The organism is Pacificispira spongiicola (genome assembly GCF_012926505.1).
GTDB lineage: Bacteria > Pseudomonadota > Alphaproteobacteria > UBA8366 > Aestuariispiraceae > Pacificispira > Pacificispira spongiicola.
Genome location: NZ_JABBNT010000003.1, coordinates 153,871 through 172,843, shown reverse-complemented (window position 1 = coordinate 172,843; position 18,973 = coordinate 153,871). Strand labels below are relative to the sequence as shown.

General features: G+C 63.7%; 18 protein-coding genes and 1 tRNA gene. 3 read left to right on the top strand and 16 right to left on the bottom strand.

Going from position 1 to position 18,973, the window contains the following annotated elements:
- Window positions 1-60: 60 nt before the first annotated feature.
- From HH303_RS10265 to HH303_RS10225, 9 genes are all read right to left on the bottom strand, one after another.
- A complete protein-coding gene (locus tag HH303_RS10265; RefSeq protein WP_169625250.1) occupies window positions 61-1,680 on the bottom strand; it encodes a phosphoenolpyruvate carboxykinase in 1,620 nt (539 codons plus the stop codon).
- A gap of 168 nt (window positions 1,681-1,848) precedes the next feature.
- Window positions 1,849-2,568 carry a HugZ family pyridoxamine 5'-phosphate oxidase gene (locus HH303_RS10260; RefSeq protein WP_169625249.1) on the bottom strand — a complete coding sequence of 240 codons (720 nt, stop codon included), beginning with the start codon at window positions 2,566-2,568 and terminating at the stop codon, window positions 1,849-1,851.
- Window positions 2,569-2,613: 45 nt separating this feature from the next.
- A complete protein-coding gene (yddG, locus tag HH303_RS10255) occupies window positions 2,614-3,498 on the bottom strand; it encodes an aromatic amino acid exporter YddG (RefSeq protein WP_169625248.1) in 885 nt (294 codons plus the stop codon).
- A 79-nt stretch (window positions 3,499-3,577) separates the two neighbouring features.
- Complete coding sequence (locus tag HH303_RS10250) at window positions 3,578-4,327, bottom strand: helix-turn-helix transcriptional regulator (protein ID WP_169625247.1); 750 nt, start codon at window positions 4,325-4,327, stop codon at window positions 3,578-3,580.
- A gap of 55 nt (window positions 4,328-4,382) precedes the next feature.
- A complete protein-coding gene (purH, locus tag HH303_RS10245; protein ID WP_169625246.1) occupies window positions 4,383-5,939 on the bottom strand; it encodes a bifunctional phosphoribosylaminoimidazolecarboxamide formyltransferase/IMP cyclohydrolase in 1,557 nt (518 codons plus the stop codon).
- Window positions 5,940-5,998: 59 nt separating this feature from the next.
- Window positions 5,999-7,939, bottom strand: coding sequence for a polysaccharide biosynthesis protein (locus HH303_RS10240; protein WP_169625245.1), 1,941 nt, complete (start codon window positions 7,937-7,939; stop codon window positions 5,999-6,001).
- A 63-nt stretch (window positions 7,940-8,002) separates the two neighbouring features.
- The gene (locus HH303_RS10235; RefSeq protein ID WP_169625244.1) at window positions 8,003-8,890 is read right to left on the bottom strand and encodes an NAD-dependent epimerase/dehydratase family protein; all 888 of its coding nucleotides are present in this window, start codon (window positions 8,888-8,890) and stop codon (window positions 8,003-8,005) included.
- Entirely contained in the window at window positions 8,887-9,891 is a 1,005-nt protein-coding gene (locus tag HH303_RS10230) for an MraY family glycosyltransferase (RefSeq protein WP_169625243.1), read from the bottom strand. The genes HH303_RS10235 and HH303_RS10230 overlap by 4 nt, the downstream gene beginning before the upstream one ends.
- A gap of 37 nt (window positions 9,892-9,928) precedes the next feature.
- Complete coding sequence (locus HH303_RS10225; protein ID WP_169625242.1) at window positions 9,929-10,864, bottom strand: methyltransferase domain-containing protein; 936 nt, start codon at window positions 10,862-10,864, stop codon at window positions 9,929-9,931.
- A 119-nt stretch (window positions 10,865-10,983) separates the two neighbouring features.
- On the opposite strand from HH303_RS10225, the gene HH303_RS10220 reads away from it, so the two are divergent.
- Window positions 10,984-12,570 carry a rhodanese-like domain-containing protein gene (locus HH303_RS10220; RefSeq protein ID WP_169625241.1) on the top strand — a complete coding sequence of 529 codons (1,587 nt, stop codon included), beginning with the start codon at window positions 10,984-10,986 and terminating at the stop codon, window positions 12,568-12,570.
- A gap of 11 nt (window positions 12,571-12,581) precedes the next feature.
- Window positions 12,582-13,322, top strand: coding sequence for a ComF family protein (locus HH303_RS10215; protein ID WP_169625240.1), 741 nt, complete (start codon window positions 12,582-12,584; stop codon window positions 13,320-13,322).
- Window positions 13,323-13,335: 13 nt separating this feature from the next.
- Here the strand turns inward: HH303_RS10215 and HH303_RS10210 are convergent, their stop codons facing one another.
- The 4 genes from HH303_RS10210 to HH303_RS10195 are packed head-to-tail and all read right to left on the bottom strand — an operon-like array spanning window position 13,336 to window position 16,280.
- Window positions 13,336-14,058, bottom strand: coding sequence for a diguanylate cyclase (locus HH303_RS10210; RefSeq protein ID WP_169625239.1), 723 nt, complete (start codon window positions 14,056-14,058; stop codon window positions 13,336-13,338).
- A 9-nt stretch (window positions 14,059-14,067) separates the two neighbouring features.
- Window positions 14,068-14,454, bottom strand: coding sequence for a DUF1987 domain-containing protein (locus HH303_RS10205; protein WP_227421709.1), 387 nt, complete (start codon window positions 14,452-14,454; stop codon window positions 14,068-14,070).
- A 12-nt stretch (window positions 14,455-14,466) separates the two neighbouring features.
- Complete coding sequence (locus HH303_RS10200; protein ID WP_169625238.1) at window positions 14,467-15,015, bottom strand: SiaB family protein kinase; 549 nt, start codon at window positions 15,013-15,015, stop codon at window positions 14,467-14,469.
- On the bottom strand, window positions 15,012-16,280 hold the full coding sequence (locus HH303_RS10195) for a PAS-domain containing protein (protein ID WP_169625237.1): 1,269 nt from the start codon (window positions 16,278-16,280) through the stop codon (window positions 15,012-15,014). The genes HH303_RS10200 and HH303_RS10195 overlap by 4 nt, the downstream gene beginning before the upstream one ends.
- A gap of 160 nt (window positions 16,281-16,440) precedes the next feature.
- Here HH303_RS10195 and HH303_RS10190 point away from each other — a divergent pair.
- A tRNA-Leu gene (locus HH303_RS10190) sits at window positions 16,441-16,527 on the top strand.
- Window positions 16,528-16,831: 304 nt separating this feature from the next.
- Here HH303_RS10190 and HH303_RS10185 read toward each other — a convergent pair.
- The 3 genes from HH303_RS10185 to HH303_RS10175 are packed head-to-tail and all read right to left on the bottom strand — an operon-like array spanning window position 16,832 to window position 18,922.
- Complete coding sequence (locus HH303_RS10185) at window positions 16,832-17,248, bottom strand: Fur family transcriptional regulator (protein WP_169625236.1); 417 nt, start codon at window positions 17,246-17,248, stop codon at window positions 16,832-16,834.
- Window positions 17,248-18,060 carry a metal ABC transporter permease gene (locus HH303_RS10180; protein WP_169625235.1) on the bottom strand — a complete coding sequence of 271 codons (813 nt, stop codon included), beginning with the start codon at window positions 18,058-18,060 and terminating at the stop codon, window positions 17,248-17,250. The genes HH303_RS10185 and HH303_RS10180 overlap by 1 nt, the downstream gene beginning before the upstream one ends.
- Window positions 18,050-18,922 (bottom strand): metal ABC transporter ATP-binding protein, encoded by an 873-nt coding sequence (locus HH303_RS10175; protein WP_319637371.1) that lies wholly within the window; start codon window positions 18,920-18,922, stop codon window positions 18,050-18,052. The genes HH303_RS10180 and HH303_RS10175 overlap by 11 nt, the downstream gene beginning before the upstream one ends.
- Window positions 18,923-18,973: the final 51 nt, after the last annotated feature.

Genomic DNA, 18,973 nt, shown 5'->3' with positions numbered 1-18,973 from the left:
AAAGAAAAACCCCGCCGATCCTGCGACCGACGGGGCTGATCTGATTCCGATGACGACGGATCAGGCGGCGTAGATGCCGGCCTGTTTGATGTCGTCCGACACCTCGGATTCGAACTGTTTGAAGTTGCTCTGGAACAGGCCGCGCAGATTGTGCGCGGTGGCGTCGTAGGCGCTGCCGTCGCTCCAGGTGGTTTTCGGCTGCAGCACGTCGCTCGGGACATCCGGGCAGTTTTCCGGGATCAGCAGGCCGAAATTCGGGTCCTGGACCCGGCCGATGGAGGCCAGCTTGCCTTCGATCGCGGCGCGCAGCATGGCGCGGGTATACTGGATCGACATGCGCTTGCCGACGCCGTATTGACCGCCGGACCAGCCGGTATTGACCAGCCAGCAGCGCGCGCCGGTCTTGGCCATCTTTTCGCCCAGCATCTTGGCGTAAACGGTCGGGTGACGCGGCATGAAGGGCGCGCCGAAGCAGGTGGAGAAGGTCGCCTGTGGTTCGGTGACGCCGCGTTCCGTTCCGGCGACGCGGGCCGTGTAGCCGCTGAGGAAGTGGTACATCGCCTGTTCCGGGGTCAGTTCCGAAATCGGCGGCAGAACGCCGAAGGCGTCGGCGGTCAGCATGACGATATTCTGCGGCAGGCCGCCCATGCCGGTCGGCTCCACATTCGGGATAAAGTCGATCGGATAGGAGGCGCGGGTGTTTTCCGCCAGCGACCCGTCGAACAGGTCGACCTCGCGGGTATAGGGGTCGTAGACCACGTTTTCCAGGATCGTGCCGAAACGCCGCGTGGTGGCAAAGATTTCCGGTTCGGCTTCCTGGCTCAGGTTGATGACCTTGGCATAGCAGCCGCCCTCGAAATTGAAGACGCCGTTGTCCGACCAGCCATGTTCGTCATCGCCGATCAGCGTGCGCGATCCGTCGGCGGACAGCGTCGTCTTGCCGGTGCCGCTGAGGCCGAAGAACACCGCGACGTCGCCGTTCGCGCCGATATTGGCGGAACAATGCATCGGCAGAACGCCCTTTTCCGGCAGGATGTAGTTCATCAGCGAGAAGACGGATTTTTTGATTTCGCCCGCATATTGCGTCCCGCCGATCAGCACCAGACGCTGGTTCAGGTCGCAGAAGACGAAGCATTCGGAATTGGTGCCGTCGCGTTCCGGCACGGCGTTCATATACGGCGCGTGCAGAATGGTCGCGTCCGGCACGAAATCGGCCAGGTCTTCCACCGACGGGCGGATGAACATGTTGCGCGCGAATAGTGCGTGCCACGGGCTTTCGGAAACGACGCGCACCTTGATGCGGTGGGCGGGGTCCGCCCCGGCATAGAGGTCCTGGACGTAGAGATCGCGGTTCTGAAGATAGACGGCGGTCATGGCATGCAGTCGGTCGAAGCGATCCTGATCGACCGGCTTGTTCACCTTGCCCCACCAGATGGAATCCTTGGTGTTCGGCTCTTCCAGAATGAACTTATCGTTCGGCGAGCGACCGGTATATTTCCCGGTTTCGCAGGCCAGGGCCCCGCCCTTCGTTACCACGCCCAGGCCCTGGCGCACGGTCGCTTCGTACAGCGCTTCCGCGCCCAGGTTCCAATATTGCGGTCCCGAATTGACGATGCCGTGTGTGCCCAGCCCGAAGGCGCTTCTGGTAGAGAGTTTTTCCGTGCCCAAGATTTCCTCCATTGTGCGTCCCGTCTCCGAAAAGACCGCATCGTCCGGTTGACACGGCGGGGTTCGGGACATGGTTTGTTTCGCGTCGAAGACGGTGGCCCTCATTCATCCGTGCGGATGCCCACCGACGTCGGCGTTGTTATACTAAGCACGATCCGGGATGGCGAGTCGGAACGGGTCTTACGGTGCCGGATTTCGGGCCTTCTTCACCAGCCGCACCAATTCCGCGCGGACCGCGTCGGATGTCGCCATCGGCGTATCGAAGGCAAGGCGGGCGACGGCGCCACCCCGGCGCAGGTCGCAGCCTTCGGGATCGACCCCCGTCATACGCCAACCCGGCCCGTCCAGCCCCAACAGCCGATGCGCATAGAGCTGGATCGCGTCCAGGTGATCGTCGTTCATGTGATCGATGATTCCGGCTTCCGCCGCGGCAAGGGCGTCCGTGTCCCCGACATAGAGCAGCCCGTCGCCCTTCGCCCAATGAATGCGCCCAAACCCGGCCACCAGATGCGCCTTTTCCGGCGTCAGGCGGTACAGATTGAAATCCTTGAACCCGCGATACAGTGCCGCCGACGGATGCCGCCGGACATATCGGTCGATCAACGCCGGATCGTCCACCCGCTCCACCGTGCCGTGCAGGCTGGCCCGCGCGCCGGTCAGGGGATCGTCCAGACCGGCCGTGCCGTCCACCAGGATGGACGCGCGATTGTCCGCCTTCAGGTTCTTCGTGTGATCGGCAAGGTCGCTCAACAGCATCAACACCTCACCCCGCATCGTCGCCGCGATCAGGACCAGGGACCCATAGGGTTCCCCCGTTTCCGCCAGGATCGTGGACAGGACCGCCTTATCGGCGGTGCGCAACAGGTGGCGGCAGGTGGTTTCCGGTGTGGATGCGGACATGGTGAGGCTCCGATTCGTGTTGCGAACCGTTCTCGCCTAGCGAATTTATGCCCGTTTTGGAAGCCCGATCTGACGAATGGCCGCAACCAGCGCCCCGCCGGTGATGAGCGCGCAGGCGGCGGCAAGCGGCCAATCGGCCTCTGCTTGACCCGTCGCGACCAGCAACAGGGCGGAAATCAGCGGCGCCATATAGCTGAACACACCCAACAGGCGCAGGTTTCCCCGCTTCATGCCGATATCCCAGGTGAAGAAGGCCGCACCCACTGGTCCGATCCCGAGCAACAGGATACCCAGCCATTCGCCTGTCGTCGCGGGCTGCACCCAGTCTTCGAAGGCCAGATGACAGACGGCGCCGCCCAGGGCCGTTGCCGCGCAGAACCAGCCCACCGCATCCGTCGGCACGGACCCGAAAAAACGCGATCCGACGGAATAGCTCGACCAAGTCAGCGCGCAGGCCGTCGCCGCCAGATAGCCGATGGTATATTCGGGTTGAAGGGAGATGCTGCCGCCCTTCGTCACCAGCAGGGCGCAGCCGACGAAACCCATGACCGCGCCGATCAGGTGATGCGGCCCCAATCGTTCCGATCCCGGCAACAGGGCCGAAAACACGACGATCAGCAGGGGCCACAGATAGGCGATCAGGCTGGCCTCTACCGCCGGCGCCGTCTTCAGCGCCAGGAAGTAGAAGGCGTGATAGCCGAACAATCCCGCCACGCCGAATACCCAGACCTTCAACGGATGGCGCAGGTGGGACAGCGGCGATTCCCGGTACAGGACCCATTTCCCCAGCATCAGCAGGAAGGCGATGGAAAAGGTCATGGCGACCAGTTGGAACGGCGGGATCCCGCCGGTCCAGGTCGTGAACAGGGCCAGGGCGCCCCACATCAAGACGGCGGTGGACCCGATCAGGGTCGCGCGGAATTCGGTCATGGTCGAATTTGTCCGGAAGGTCTGAAACGCGGTCATTTTGGCGATGACGACCGCGCCTGTCTTGACCCTAACTCCTGTTTTACCGACCCAATCCGTCGAGTCGGCAGCGCCGACGATAGGCGCCCGGCGTCTCCCCGACCTCGCGGCGGAAGGCACGGGTGAAGGCGGTTTGGTCGCCGAATCCGTGGGTGAGGGCGATTTGCGCGATGGGGACGGACCCATGGCGCAAGGCCAGCTTGGCACGGTCCAGGCGCAGACGGGTCAGATAAGCCAGCGGGCTTATTCCCGTCCATTCCCTGAACAGGGCGAACAGGCGGCTGGGGCTGGTCGCCGCGGCGGCGGCGATATCGGCGACCGTCAACGGTTGATCGTAGCGCGCGACCATGAAGGACAGCGCCGCCCGCAATCGGGACGGCTGGGCTGCCGCGTTCGGCGCCAGAGCGTCCAATGCCGTCGATAGGATGAGCCCCGGTAGCGCGATGTCGCCGGTGCCGCGCGTATCGACGAAGGACAGCAGATGATGCAGCGCCCGATCGACTTGGAAGAAGGGCGAGGGGCCGTCTTCCGCTTTCATATCCAACGCGCCCAGACGCCGTTGCGGGATATCGAGGACGACGCAGCGGGTTTCCACCCCGCGTCCCTCGAAGACGTGGATGTCCCCGGCCGGGACGAAGGCCGCCGTCCGCGCATCGACGTAGCCGCCATATCCACGGGATTCCATTTCCAGACGTCCATGCAGGGGCAGGACGAATTGATGATAATCGTGGCTGTGCGCCTGAACCGCGCCGCGATAGCTGCGCAGGCTCAGACTTGCGGGACCGGCATTCATCTCTCTCTCCCGACCGACGCCGAACGAAATGGCATGGCAGGATAGCGCGATCCGTTTAGTGCCGGAAGTGGCGCATGCCGGTGAAGACCATGGCGATCCCGGCCTCGTCGGCGGCCTTGATCACTTCGTCGTCGCGCATCGACCCGCCGGGTTGGATTGCCGCCGTGGCGCCCGCCTTGACCGCTTCCATCAACCCGTCGGCGAAGGGGAAGAACGCGTCGGAGGCGACGACCGATCCTTCGACACCGGCCTGTTCGCCGCCCTTCCAGGCGGCGATGCGGGAGGAATCGACACGGCTCATCTGGCCCGCGCCGATGCCGACGGTCGCGCCGCCCCGGGCATAGACGATGGCGTTGGATTTCACATGTTTCGCCACGCGCCAGGCGAACATCATATCGGCCATTTCCTGTTCCGTCGGCTGACGCTTTGTCACGACCTTCAGGTCCGATTGCTCGACCCGGCCGCTATCGACCGTCTGCAACAGATAGCCGCCTGCAACGGTGGTCGCCTGGATCCGGGTTTCCGTGCGGTCCGGCATTTCTTCCGTACGCAGCAGACGCAGATTTTGCTTTTTGGACAGGGTCTCGCGGGCGCGCGGTCCGAATTCCGGCGCGATGACCACTTCCAGGAAAAGTTCTTTCAGTTTTTCCGCGAGGTCCAGATTCACCGACCGGTTGACGGCGACGATGCCGCCGAAGGCAGAAACCGGATCGCAGGCCAGTGCCCGGTCCCAGGCATCGGCCAGGGTCTCGCCCGACGCGACGCCGCAGGGATTCGCGTGCTTGACGATGACGACCGTCGGTTCGTCGAATTCCGCCGCCAATTCGAAGGCTGCGTTCGCGTCGTTGATATTGTTGTAACTGAGTTCCTTGCCCTGAATCTGTTCGGAATTGGCGACGCCGGGACGGTGATCGCCGGGCCGCGAATACAGGGCCGCCTGCTGATGCGGGTTTTCGCCGTAGCGCAGTTTCATCTGCCGTTTTCCGGCCAGGGCCAGGCGCTTCGGCCAATATTCGCCCTGCTGCTGCGCGAACCAGTTGGAAATCGCGCTGTCATAGGACGCGGTGCGGGAATAGGCCTCCCGGGCCAGGAACTGGCGCAATTCCAGCGTCGTCGCGCCTTCGTTTTCGTCCATCGCCTGCAGGATGCTGTCGTATTCCGCCGGATCGGTGGAGATGGTGACGAATTCGTGGTTTTTCGCCGCCGCGCGGATCATGGCCGGCCCGCCGATATCGATATTTTCGATACATTCCTCGTAGCCCGCGCCGGACGCCACGGTTTCGATGAAGGGATAGAGGTTCACCACGACCATATCGATCTGCGAGATCGAATGCGTTTCCATGGCGATGCGGTGTTTCGCATCGTCGCGTCGCGCCAGAATGCCGCCATGAATCGACGGGTGCAGGGTTTTCACCCGACCGTCCATGATTTCCGGGAACCCGGTGTGATCCGATACCTCGGTCACGGCCAGTCCCGCTTCCTTCAGGATTTTCGCGGACCCGCCGGTCGACAGCAGCCGAACCTTGTGTTTGGCAAGGCCTTTCGCGAATTCGACCAGGCCGGTCTTATCGGAAACGGAAATCAGGGCACGTTGGATCGGTTGATCGCTCATGGACGGATGTCTCTTCCTCATTGAACCGATGCCGGTGGTCCGGCACTAGGGCGAAAGGCCTATTCCCCTACCCGCGCCGCGTCAAGGGCGGGGATGCTGCGTTGCAGCGTATTCGGGTCGGGTACATATTCGGGTACCATGTCGGATACGGCGGTCAGCGCGCCGTGACGATCGCCGCTACGGGCCAGGGATTCCAACCGGTCCAGCGCCGCCGCCATTTCGGCCAGATCGCCGGTGCGCGGTGCGGCCAGGGTCATGCCGGGCGCGCGGGTCGGCAGTTTCTCTTCCCCGCCATACAACAGTTCTTCATACAGTTTCTCGCCGGGGCGCAGGCCGGTGAAGACGATGTCGATATCCTTTTCGGGCTGCAGACCGGCAAGGCGGATCATCTGCCGCGCGAGATCCAGGACCTTCACCGGCGGCCCCATGTCCAGAACGAAAATCCGTCCGGCGGCGTCCGCATCCTCGACGCCAACGACGGCCGCCTGCAGGACCAGTTCCACGGCCTCGCGCACCGTCATGAAGAAACGCGTCACGTCGGGATGGGTGACGGTCAGCGGTCCGCCCGCTTCCAACTGACGACGGAACAGCGGGACCACCGACCCGGTGGAACCCAAGACGTTGCCGAACCGCACAACGACATAGCGTGTCTGTCCGGCCTTGCGGGAAATCGGATCCAGCGCCTGAATATAGGCTTCGGCGATGCGTTTGGTCGCACCCATGACATTGGTCGGATTGACGACCTTGTCGGTGGAAATCTGCACCATGCAGGCAACCCCGCAGTCGCGGCAGGCATCGGCGACGATACGCGACCCGATGCAATTGGTCATGACGCCTTCCAACGGGTTGGCTTCGACCATCGGCACATGTTTCAGGGCCGCGGCGTGGAAGACGAGTTCCGGCTTGACCCGTGCCATGACCGCGCGGACCCGTTCCCGGTCGCGGATATCGCCCAGGACGGCCTGACGCGGCAATTCCTTGAACCGTTCCGACAGTTCCAGGTCGATCAGATACAGCTGATATTCGGATGCGTCGAACAGGGTCAGTTCGGACGGACCGCTTTCCGCAATCTGGCGCACCAGTTCCGACCCGATCGTACCGCCCGCGCCGGTGACCAGAACCCGCTTGCCCCGTGCCAGCGCCCGCATCGCGTCGCGGTCCAGCGGTTGTTGCGGTCGGCCCAACAGGTCCTCGACCGCCACCGGGCGCACTTTCAGGCGACCGGAATCCATGTCGCCGCTGCGCAATTCCGTGCGCTTTGGCGCGCGCGCAACGGTCAGGCCCTTGCTTTCGGCCAGTTCGACGACGCGCCGGACCAGATCGCCGTCCAGGTTTTCCTTGGTGATCACCAGACGCTGCGGGATCAACGGCACCGTTTTCAGGATATCCTTGAAATCATCAATGCCCCCCAAAACTGGAACATTGTGGATTTCCCGGCCAATGCGTGTCCCTTTTTCATCCAGGATGCCGACAGGAAAATAGGGCGCGTTGGGATCGCCGCGCAATTCACGCAGGAACAATTCCGCGCCGTCTCCCGCGCCGACCAGCAGAATCGGCACGCGTTTGGAATCCGCCCGCGCCAGGACGGAACTCAGGCGCCGGTCCTTGAAAACCCGATACAGGAAGCGCGGTCCGCCCAGCATGGCCAGCAACACGAACCAGTTGATCAGCGGCAGGGATCGGGGCATCGACTCCAGCCGTGTGACCAGGAACATCAGCGGCAGGAAACACAGAACGATGATGGTCGCGGCCTTGGTCAGCGCGACAAGATCGTCTATGGAAGCGTATCGCCAGATGCCACGGTAAAGACGGCTGGACAGAAAGACCACGGCGGCAATCGCGGTGAAGATCAGCGTGCCTTGCCAGAAGGTCCTGTCGGGCAGGTATTGCACGGAATCGCCCAGGCGCAGATACAGCGACAATGGGAACGACAACGCGGCCATCGCCACGTCGTGCAGGAAGGCAATGCGCGCCCGCTTGTGTTTCAACGCCCTGAACATGTGATCGCGTATAGCCTTGACCCGGTTCGCGCGCAAGGGTGAGGGGGTGGTGGGGATGTCCCCTCAATAAGGCGTTGCGAAGGCTTTCGCGGTGGCGGCCAAGGCCTCGCGGGCCGGAATGGGCGCGATCCAATCGTCCATCGCGCCGTTGCTGGTAAAGGTTCCGGTCAATCGCGCGATGGCGGGATAGGTGCCGGTCAGCCGCCCCAATCCGCGCAGCAGCGGCACCGGCACGGGCAGAAGGCGCGGGGTTTTGTCCATGCCCGCCGCCAGGACGCGGATCAGCTCGGGCGTCGACAGGTCCTCCCCGTCCTTGGGGTGGTATGTGCCGGGCGTCCCGGTCAGCGCATGCCGCACGGCATCCGCCAGATTGTCGACATGGATCAGACTGCGCTTGTTCCGGACCAGCCCGAATGGCAGGGGCCGTCCGGCCTCCACCCATCGCATCAGGCGTTCGAAATTCGCCTTCACGCTCGGCCCATAGACCAGGGGCGGGCGCAGGATCGCATGGTCCATCGGCCCGGCGAGATCGCGGATCGCCGCTTCCGCTTCGGTCTTGCTGACGGCATAGGCGTCATAGGGGCTGGGCGGATCGTCGGGCGCGACGTCCTCGCCGCTTTCGCCCAGGACCTTGATCGTGCTCATGAAAACGAAGCGTTTCAGACCCGCTTCCGCCGCCTGACGCACCAGATTCGCCGTGCCGTGCAGATTGACTTCCTTGAAGACCGCCTCGCCCTCCGTCGGGTCGTTGGTCATGACATGGACGCGGGCGGCCAGATGCACGACGGCGGCGCAGCCGTTCAGGGCCTGCCGCCAATCCGTGCCGCGATGGATTTCGCCGATTTCGTGACGACCGACCGGACGGACCTTCCAGCCCGCCGCCTTCAGCCGCGCGGTCACCGCCTTTCCGACGAAGCCCGTCGCCCCGGTAATCAGCACCCGATCCGTCATCGCCGCATCCACCATAACAATCCGCCCACCAGCACCGCCGCGCCGCCCAGCGCGACCCAGGTCTGGGTCAGGGACAGCACGGACAGCGCGATCAGGCCCGCATTGGTACAGAGAATCGCGGCGGAAACATGGCGATGGGCGCGGGTACGGTCCGCCCCGCCTGCCATCCGGTCGGCGACGGCCTTCTGATAGAAATGTTCGCGATGCGCCTGCCAGACCTTTTCCAGGCGTGCGGCCCGGCGCAGCAAGGTGATCCCGGCATCGGCCAGATAATAGGCAGGCAGGATCAGCGCCGGGGCCCAATAGCCGTGCGCGGCCAGCAGCAGCAGAAACCAGCCCAGGCAATAGCCCAAGGGAACGCTGCCGACATCGCCCAGGAACAGTTTCGCGGGCGGCCAGTTCCAGACCAGGAAGCCCAATGCCGCCGCCGCCATCGTCAACGGCGCAGCAACCGGTAGTCCACTGTCCGGCAGCAGGACGGCCAGCACGGCCAGTCCCAATCCGATGCCCAGGGTTTCAACACCGGTGATGCCGTCGATCCCATCCATGAAATTATAGAAATTCAGGAACCCGGCCCACAGCAGGATCGCCGCCACGGCGTCCAGCCATTCGGGTAAAAGACCCTGGAAGATCGGCCCTTGTTCCGACAGGACCCATACGCCGACGGCGCAGGCGATCAGGTGGGCGGGAAACCGGACCGCGGCGCCCAATGTCTTCAGGTCGTCGATCCAGGACAGCAACGCCAAAGCGCCCACCGCAGCGATCACCGCCGGATGAAGCCCAGCGAGCCCGACCGGTTGAATCAGGGCAAGGACGATCCAACCGATTGCGACGGTGATGCAGACGGCCAATCCGCCGCCGCGCGGGGTCGGGATATCGTGGTTTGACCGGTCGTTCGGCGCGTCCAGAATCGCGCGATGCTGCAGCCAGCGCAGGACCGCGCCGGTCACGCCGACCCCCAGCAAGGCGAGGCAGAGGCTATATCCGATCCAGAAAGCCATGGGGCGGGTTTACGGTGTGCCGCGCGACGGGCGCAAGTTAATTCGGCTTTTTCGGGACGCTGTCCCCGGCGGAGGCCTCCTTGCCGTCCAACGCATCGGCCAGTCGGTTCGCCGCGCTGCCGGGGCGTAGAGGGGCGGGCTGGCTTTCCGCCGGATGCCAACCGTGCAGGAAGACGACGTCGAAGGTGGCGGGGATGCGTCCATCCGGCCCGGCATGCCGATCCGCGTAAAGCTGGGCCGCGTGCAGAAAGACCGCGCGGCGCGTCGGACGGCGCAGGCGCTCGCCGATCGCGTTGCCTTCGCCCATCGCCCGCAATTCCGCCATCAGGGTGAAGGGGCTGGTATAGGTGACGGTGATCCGGTCGACATCCGCGACCGGCAGGGCGAAGCCCGCGCGCTGCAACAGACCCGCCGCGTCGCGCAGGTCGACCATCGGCGACACGCGCGGCGACACGCCGCCCGTGACCTCCAATTCCGCATCCATCAGGCAGGCGCGCAATTCAGTCAGCGTTTCGCCGCCGAACAGGGCCGCCTGAAACAATCCGTCCGGTTTCAGCATGCGGTTGATGCGGACCAGCATGCCGGGCAGGTCGTTCACCCAATGCAGTGCGAGGCAGGAGGTGACGAGATCGAAGCTGCCCGGCGCGAAGGGCAGGAAATCGTGACCGGCCCGAACGGTGGGCAGGCCCGCGTGGCGACAGCGTTCGGCAAAACCCGCATCGCGGTCGGCGGCGATGACCGTTTCCGCCCGGCCGCGATCCCGAAGCCCCGCCGCGACAATCCCCCGCCGTGCGTCGAGCTCCAAGGCGGCGGCAAAGGGGCGCGCGACATCGTCCAACCGGTCCAGCAGACGGTCGGCCACTTCCTCGAACAGGAATTCGGCGTGGGTATTGCCCGATCGGACGCGGCGCGACGCGCCGGATCTGTTCCGGGCCAGCGCTGTCGGATCGAAGATCTGCATGGGATCGGTCATTTTCTCTCCGCAGGTGTTTCCCGTTCGTCGGCAAGCTTCTACAGTGAGCTTTCTACACGGGTGGTTCCGGTGAAGAAACCGGGCAACGGAAAGACTCACGGGTTATTTGGGGTAGTCGGGTGACAGATCAAACCATCGATGCGGCGGTGCTGCATGCGGAACTTCGGTCCGGCGCGGAAATCGCGCTGATCGACCTGCGGGAAACGGGGGTGTTTGGAAAGCGCCACATTCTGCGTGCCGTCAATATACCGCGCAGTCGTCTGGAGCTTTGCTATCGCCGCATGATCCCGCGCTGTGGGGTGCCGATCGTCCTGTGCGACGCGGGCGAAGGGCTGACCGATTGCGTTGCGGATATCCTGACCTTCGCGGGCTGGCGCAATGTCCGGGTCCTGAAGGGCGGTATCGATGCCTGGGAGGCCGCAGGGTATCCGCTGTTCAGCGGGGTCAACGTTCCGTCCAAGGCATTCGGCGAATTCGTCGAATCTCGGGACGGCACGCCGCATGTTTCTGCCGACGAATTGCATGAGATGCAGGCGCGCGGCGACAATATCGCCGTATTGGACAGCCGCCCTTTCCCCGAATTCCACAAAATGTCCATTCCGGGCGGCATCGACATGCCGGGCGCGGAACTGGTGCATCGGGTAAAGACGGTCGTCACCGATCCGGCGACCAAGGTCGTGGTCAATTGCGCCGGACGCACCCGGTCGATCATCGGCGCGCAATCGCTGATCAATGCCGGACTGGAAAACGACGTCGTGGCCCTGGAAAACGGCACGATGGGCTGGATGCTGGCCGGATACGACTGCGCGGCCGATTCCATGGCGGTCGCCGACCCGCCGGGACAGGCGGACGGGCGCTGGGGCCGCGATGCCGCGGAAAAGGTGGCGCGTCGTTTCGGCGTTGGCCGCGTCCAGTGGCGGGATGTCGAATCCTGGTGCGCCGATCCCGACCGAACGACCTTCCTGTTGGATGTGCGTAGTCGCGAGGAATTCCTGGCCGGTCACATTCCTGGATCGCAGCACGCGCCCGGCGGTCAGTTGGTACAGGCGACCGACGAATATGTCGGCGTACAAAATGCGCGATTGGTTCTGATCGACGATGCGGGAACGCGGGCGCTGATGACCGGGTCCTGGCTGCGGCAAATGGGCTGGCGCGATGTTGCGGTCCTGGAATCCGACCTGTCGGATATTGCCTTGGAACGGGGCGAACCGCCTTGCGATACCTACGAATTGGCGTTGATGTCCGTTGCGAAGATTTCCGTCGAAGATTTTGTGAAAATGGGCCCCGGCGTACCGCTGGTGGATTTCTCCCGCAGCCTGGATCACCGAAAAGGCCACCCCAAGGGCGCGCGCTTCGCCATCCGGTCGCGCCTGATGCGGGACCTGTCACCGATCCTGAGCGATCGCTGGATGGTATTCACGGCGGATGACCCGCGCGTCGCCTGCCTTGCCGCCCAGGACATGACACGCGGCGGGGTGCATCGCGTGAAGGTCTTGGACGGCGGCAATGCGGAATGGCGCGCTCTGGGCGGGGAGATTGAAACCGGCATGACCGATCCTTTCTCGCCGGAAGAGGATGTGTTTCACAAACCCTATGATCTGACCCTCAATCGCGCGGCGATGCAGCAATATATCGACTGGGAAACGGCGCTGATGCCGATGGTGGAGCGTGAAGGCACGCTGACCTTTCCCAGCTTCCCGGACTAAGGCGCGCGTCGATGTCGGCGGTGTCGCGGGTTCTGGGCGTCGCCTTGGATTTCGTTCTGCCGCCACGCTGTCCCGCTTGTGGCGTTCAGACGGGCAGTACGGGCGGTCTGTGCACCGAATGCTGGCGCGGGCTGCGGTTCCTGGCTCCGCCGCACTGCGCACAATGCGGCTATCCGTTCGAAATGGATTTCGGACCCGGCGTGCGCTGCGGCGCCTGCCTTGCTCAGGCACCCCATTACGACCGGGCGAGGTCCGCCGTCGCCTATGACGATACGATTGCGCGGATTCTGATTTCCTTCAAACACGGCGATCGGACCGATCTGGGGCCGGGCCTATCTGCCTGGATGCGGCGGGCGGGGGCGGACCTCCTCATGGAGGCGGACATAATCGCCCCGGTACCGTTGCATCGGCGGCGGCTCTTCGCCCGGCGCTATAATCAATCCATGCTGCTCGCGCGGCCCTTGGCGCAGGCATTCGGGAAGCCGTTGGTCGGCGATCTGGTCCTGCGCGCCCGGATCACGCAGTCTCAGGGCCATCTGTCGCCCGCGGCCCGCCGACGCAATGTCGAAGGGGCCTTTCGTACCAATCCGGACCGCAAGGGCGCATTGGCGGGCCGGCGGGTGTTGTTGATCGACGACGTATTGACCACCGGGGCGACGGTCAACGCGATTGCGCGGCGGCTGAAACGTGACGGGGCGGAGGCGGTGGATGTTTTGACCCTGGCGCGGGTCGTGCGCGAAACGGCGGTCTAGGGCGCGGTTCAGGTCAGTCTTCGGCGAAGCGCCATTGATCGCGCCCGCCGTCTTTCGCGGCATAGAGCGCACGGTCCGCCTTCAGGATCGTATGGTCGAAATCGTCGTCGGTGACGTCGTGCGGGCTCAACCCGCCGCTGACGGTGATTTTCAACGGTCCCGCCGCGGTCATCACGGGCCGTTCGCGCAGGGCTTCCAGGAACCCTTCGATTAGCAGTGCGGCATCGGCGATGGACGTATCGCGCAACATGACCAGGAATTCTTCCCCACCCCATCGCGCGATCATGTCGTTATCGCGCAGCGAACTGGTCAGGCGGGCGGAAACCTCCTCCAGAACCTCGTCGCCGACATCGTGGCCATGGGTATCGTTGACTGCCTTGAAATGATCGATGTCCAACAAGGCGACGCAGAACCCTGTCCCGTGATCCAGCGCCGCGCGGGTTTGTGTCGAGAGGGCGTCCGCCGCCCCGCGCCGATTCGCCAGGCCGGTCAGCGGGTCCGTGATCGACGCCTTTCGCAACTTGTCGTTCAGTTCCAGGATTTGCGATTGCATCCGGTCGCTGACGCGGGACAATTTGTGCAGGTTTCGATCCAACCGCCGATACCGCCCGGCCAGCCATTCGACCTCCTGCCGGAGGGCACAGAGCGCGTCATCGGATGCGCCACTCTCTTCCAATGCCGCGACGGCGGAGAGCAAGGCGTCGATGCGTGTCTCTGTCCGGTCCTCCGTCGACACCCGCCCGTCCTATTCGGTCTTGATTTCGTAGGGAAGCGACAGGTCTTCCAACAGTTCTTCGGCCAATTCCACGACGCGCTCGTTTTCCGCATCGCAGCGCCAGACGACGGCGACGGCGGTTCCTGCCTCGTGCGCCTCGTCCATGCGGTCCAGCATGTCCATCAGCGATTTGATGCTGCCGGTGTTCAGATAGGCCAGCGCCACATCCAGCGTCACCGGGTCGGAACCGCCGTCGTTTTCGGCCAGCACATCCTCCAGCCAGGCGACCAGCGGTTTGTAAAAGTCGAACGTGTTCTCCGGATAGGACTCGCCTTCAAGCCGCAGCGTTTTCGTTGCCGGGTCGCAATCGACCTCCGGGGACGACCGCGTGCCTTGTATGCTGATGCGTTCCACCATGATGTTCCGACCCTATAGATGAACCGTAAGACTGAAGAACACATAATCGCCGTCCGCGTCGGACAGATCGTATTCGATCGGTCGGGACGACGTTCTGGCGATTTGCAGAAATCCCAATCCGGCACCCATCGCACCGTCTTCGATCGGGTTTTTCAGGCGTTCCTTGTAAGCCGCTTTCAACCCGGGCCTGTCAAGCGCCAGGATGTCGTCCAGGCGCGCGGACAGGGCGGCGGCGTCGTCGCGATGGATCAAATTCCCGGAATGAATGGCGTAGCTGTCGCCTTCCAGCGCGACCAGCACCGTCCCGGAATTCAATCTTCGCGTATCTTCCGCATCCTGCGCACGCTGCGCCGCATAGTTCCGGATATTCTGCGTCAGTTCGATATAGACGGAAAACAGATCGGCGTTATGGCGGCTCTGTTGGCTGTCGCCTTCCAGATGACGGCGGATCGCGTCGCCCAATTCCTCAATCACGCTTTGCGTCAGCGGCCCGTTGAAGCTGAGGATGATATGGCTGCGTTCCAGAATGTCGCGCAGCGCCTTCACGTCATGGGCGTTCATCGTCCCGTCTTCCCGGACCGGCGCGTGGCGAAGCCGAGAATGGCAAGATCGTCGCGCTGGTGGTGGCCGGTACTGTAGTCCTGGATCGCGGCGACCAGCCCCTGTCCTTGTTCCTCGATCGTTTGATGGACTCCGACGGACAGGGCCTCCATCAGGCGCCGGCGACCGAAACCGAATCCCTTCTCCCCGCCGGATTGGTCCAGCGCGCCGTCCGATGTCAGGAAGATGCGCTCGACATCCTTATCGGTGAACACGGATTCGGTGATCGTCGTGGCCGAACTGGTCTGACGGCCATAGCCCAGCCCATGCTTGCTGGCCTTCACCCGTTCGATTGCGCCGTCGATCTGGACGAAGAAATCCAGGCCCGCGCCGGCGATACGAATGCGGCCCAGATCCGGTTCGATCAGGCACAGGGTCATTTCCAGCCCGTTATCCGGGCCGACCCGCGCTTCGGATTGATGCAGATTGGTGCGCACGGCGCGGTCGACGGCCATCATCACCGTGGCCGGGCCGCCGATCCCCGTCTCCCCGATGGCACGGCGGCAGACGGACGCGGCCATCATCGTCATCATCGCCCCCGGCACGCCGTGGCCGGTGCAGTCGCCCAGCCCGATATACAGGCCGTATTCCGTTTTCAGGCCGAGGTAGAAATCCCCGCCAACGATATCGGACGGTTGGAAATGAATGAAATGGGGTCCGAGATTTTCCTCGAAAAAGGTTGGCTGCGGCAGGATGCCGGTCTGAATCAGGCGCGCATACTCGATCCCGTCGACCAGCTTCCGATTCGCGCTGTGCAGTGCTTCCGTGCGCGATTGGACCAGCCTGTCCAGCCGTTCGCGTTCCTGCACCTGATCGGTAATATCGGTATAGGTGAAGGAATAGCCGCCGATATCCAGCGGCGTGCCGATCACCCGAACGTGTCGCCCGTCCTTCAACTGACGGTCGCGAACATAGTCCGCGCGTTCGAAAATCGGACCCAATCGCCCGCGAATCTGATCGTCGGACATGCCTTCGGGATAATTTCCGCGCGCCGCCAGATACAACAGATGATCGGGGAAATAGGCGCCCTCCTGATCGGCGGCGTCCTGATCCGGCAGGTCGAAGAATTCCCGGTATTTTGCGTTCATGAACAGGATGCGCAAGTCGCTGTCCAGGACCAGCATGCCCTGGCTGATGACGGACGCGGCGGCTTTCAGCGAGGTAGCGATATAATCCGCCTCGCGCCGAACTGCCTTGCGGTCGCCGATCCCCACGATGTTTCCCATCCCCGAATGATCCTGCCCAACGCGCGCGGCATTCGGACCGCCGCACACGCCTATAGAGTTGTATTAGCGTATTTCCTCATGGGAATCATCTGCCTTGCGAGACACATTCGCAATTTGTCGAGTTGACCAGTCCCCCCTCAATCGCGTAATACGCGCTCGGGCCCCTGTGGCGGAATTGGTAGACGCGGCAGACTCAAAATCTGTTTTCCTTTCGGAAGTGGGAGTTCGAGTCTCCCCGGGGGCACCACACTCACCCAATCGACGGAAGCGACGGTCGAAGTCTCTAAACGGATCATCGACATCAGCGGCAATCTCGGTCAGGTGGATAACGTCGCCAATGCGCTGGCGGGGATTTCTGCCTCCTTGAAAAACGATATCGAGGGTCTGCAGAGCATGGTTCGGCGGATCGTGCGGACGTCCGCGCCGGAAGCCGACCAACGGGCGGGCGAGGACCGACGCCGGGAAAACAAGCCCGTTCGGGAGGATCGCCGATCAGCGTCCGACCGGAGAGGATAGGGCCGCCAAGGGCTGTCGGAAATGGGGAAGGGCGATCAGGTCGCGCGGCAGTCCGAACACAATCCATGCAGTTCGACCGTCGTGCTGTGGGCGTCGAAATCGGCCTTGTCGGCCCAGGCTGCTAGATGGCCGTCCAACGCCGGATCGGCAAATTCCGTGACCTTGCCGCAGCGTTCACAGATGGCAAAGGCCGTCTGCCCGCGTGCGTCGCAATGTGGATGAGCGCAGGCAACAAAGGCGTTCAGGCTTTCCAGGCGGTGGGCGAGGCCCGATGCGACCAACCGGTCCAGGGCACGATAGACCTGCACTGGCGCCCGCACGCCCCGGTCCCGGACGCGGTCCAGAATGGCATAGGCACTGAGCGGTTGATCGGCGGCCTCCAAGGCGCTGAAGACCAGGGTCTCGTTCTTGGTCAGCGCCCGCCCGTCCGGCATGTCTTTCTGTGCGGTCATCATCGTTCTCCCGCTGTGACAGTGCCCCGGCGGCCGGGTCGGATCAAGCCGATCAGGAACAGGGCCAAGGCCGCGACGACGATGGATGGCCCCGACGGCGTATCCCATTCCAGGGAGGCGGTGAGTCCGCCCACCACGGACAGAATGCCGAACAGCGCGGCCAGAACGGCCATCTGTTCCGGTCCGTGAGAGAAGCGCCGCGCCGCCGCCGCCGGCACGATCAGCAGCGCCGTGATCAGCAACACGCCGACAACCTTGATCGCGATCGCCAGTGTCAGCGTCAGCAGCAGCATCAGGATCAGTTCCATCCGGTCGGCGCGCGCGCCTTCCGCCTCCGCCAGGTCCCGATTGACCGTGGCGGCGAACAGCGGGCGCCAGATCCAGATCAGCGCGCCTAGAATCACGGCGCCGCCGGTGTAAATCAGCAGGATATCGCCGTGCGTGACGCTGAGAATATCGCCGAACAGCAGCGACGACAGATCGAATCGTACCCAGGTCAGGAAGGACAGGACGACAAGCCCCAAGGCCAGGGAGGAATGGGCCAGCAGGCCCAACATCGCATCCGATCCGATGCCGGACCGCTTGCGCAGGGCGATCAGGGACAGGGCGACGATGGTCGACACGCCGAACACGATGAAGACCGGTTCCAGTTCCATCAAATAGGCGAGCGCGATGCCCAGCAGCGCCGAATGCGCCAATGTATCCCCGAAATAGGCGATGCGCCGCCAGACGACGAAGCAGCCCAACGGACCGCAGACGATCGCCACGCCGATCCCGGCGACCAGCGCCCGCGTGAAGAAATCATCCAGCATGGTGGTGTTCCTTGTCGCTCGCGTGGGCATGGGGGGAATGGTCGTGAGAGTCGTGGTGATGGTCGTGTTCGCAGCTGTCCGCGACCGACCCGTCGGCCAGCCGGACCCGCCCGTCCGGCAAATGCGTATGGTCGTGATGATGGGTGTAGACGGCGATGGACGCGGCGGCCCGGTCCCCGAACAGGGCGCGATAGGCTGGGTCTTCCGCGACGCTTTGCGGTGATCCCTGACAGCAGATATGGGTGTTGAGGCACAGGACGCGATCGGTCGCCGCCATGACGACATGCAGATCGTGGGAGATCAGCAATATCCCGCAGCCTGTCTCATGGCGAATTTGGTCGATCAGGGCATAGAGTGCGACTTCCCCCGCCACATCGACGCCCTGGACCGGTTCGTCGAGCACCAGCAGGTCCGGCTTCCGCGCAATCGCCCGCGCCAGCAACGCGCGCTGAAATTCGCCGCCGGAAAGCTGCGCAACCTCCGCCTTCGCCAGATGCGGAATGCCGGTGCGGTCCAGCGCGGCGGCCCGGTCTTTGGCCGAAACCGGCCCGGTCAGGCTCATCAGCCGATCGACGGTCAGGGGCAGCGTCCAGTCGATCGCAAGTTTCTGCGGGACATAGCCGACGCGCAGACCGGGCGCGCGGATCACACTGCCTTCATCCGGGGTCAGAACGCCCAGAACGGATTTCACGGTCGTGGATTTTCCCGACCCGTTGGGACCGATCAAGGTGACGATCTCACCCCGCCCGACGGTTAAATCGACATTGCGGATCAGCCATCGGCCGCCGCCGCGCGCGCCGATACCCTCCGCCCGGATCAGTGGCGGGGAGTCGGAGGGGGCAGGAGCGCTTGCAAGGGTCATCGTCGGAAATCCCGGCAGTCGGCATGGTTCGTGAGAACAGTGAAATAGCCT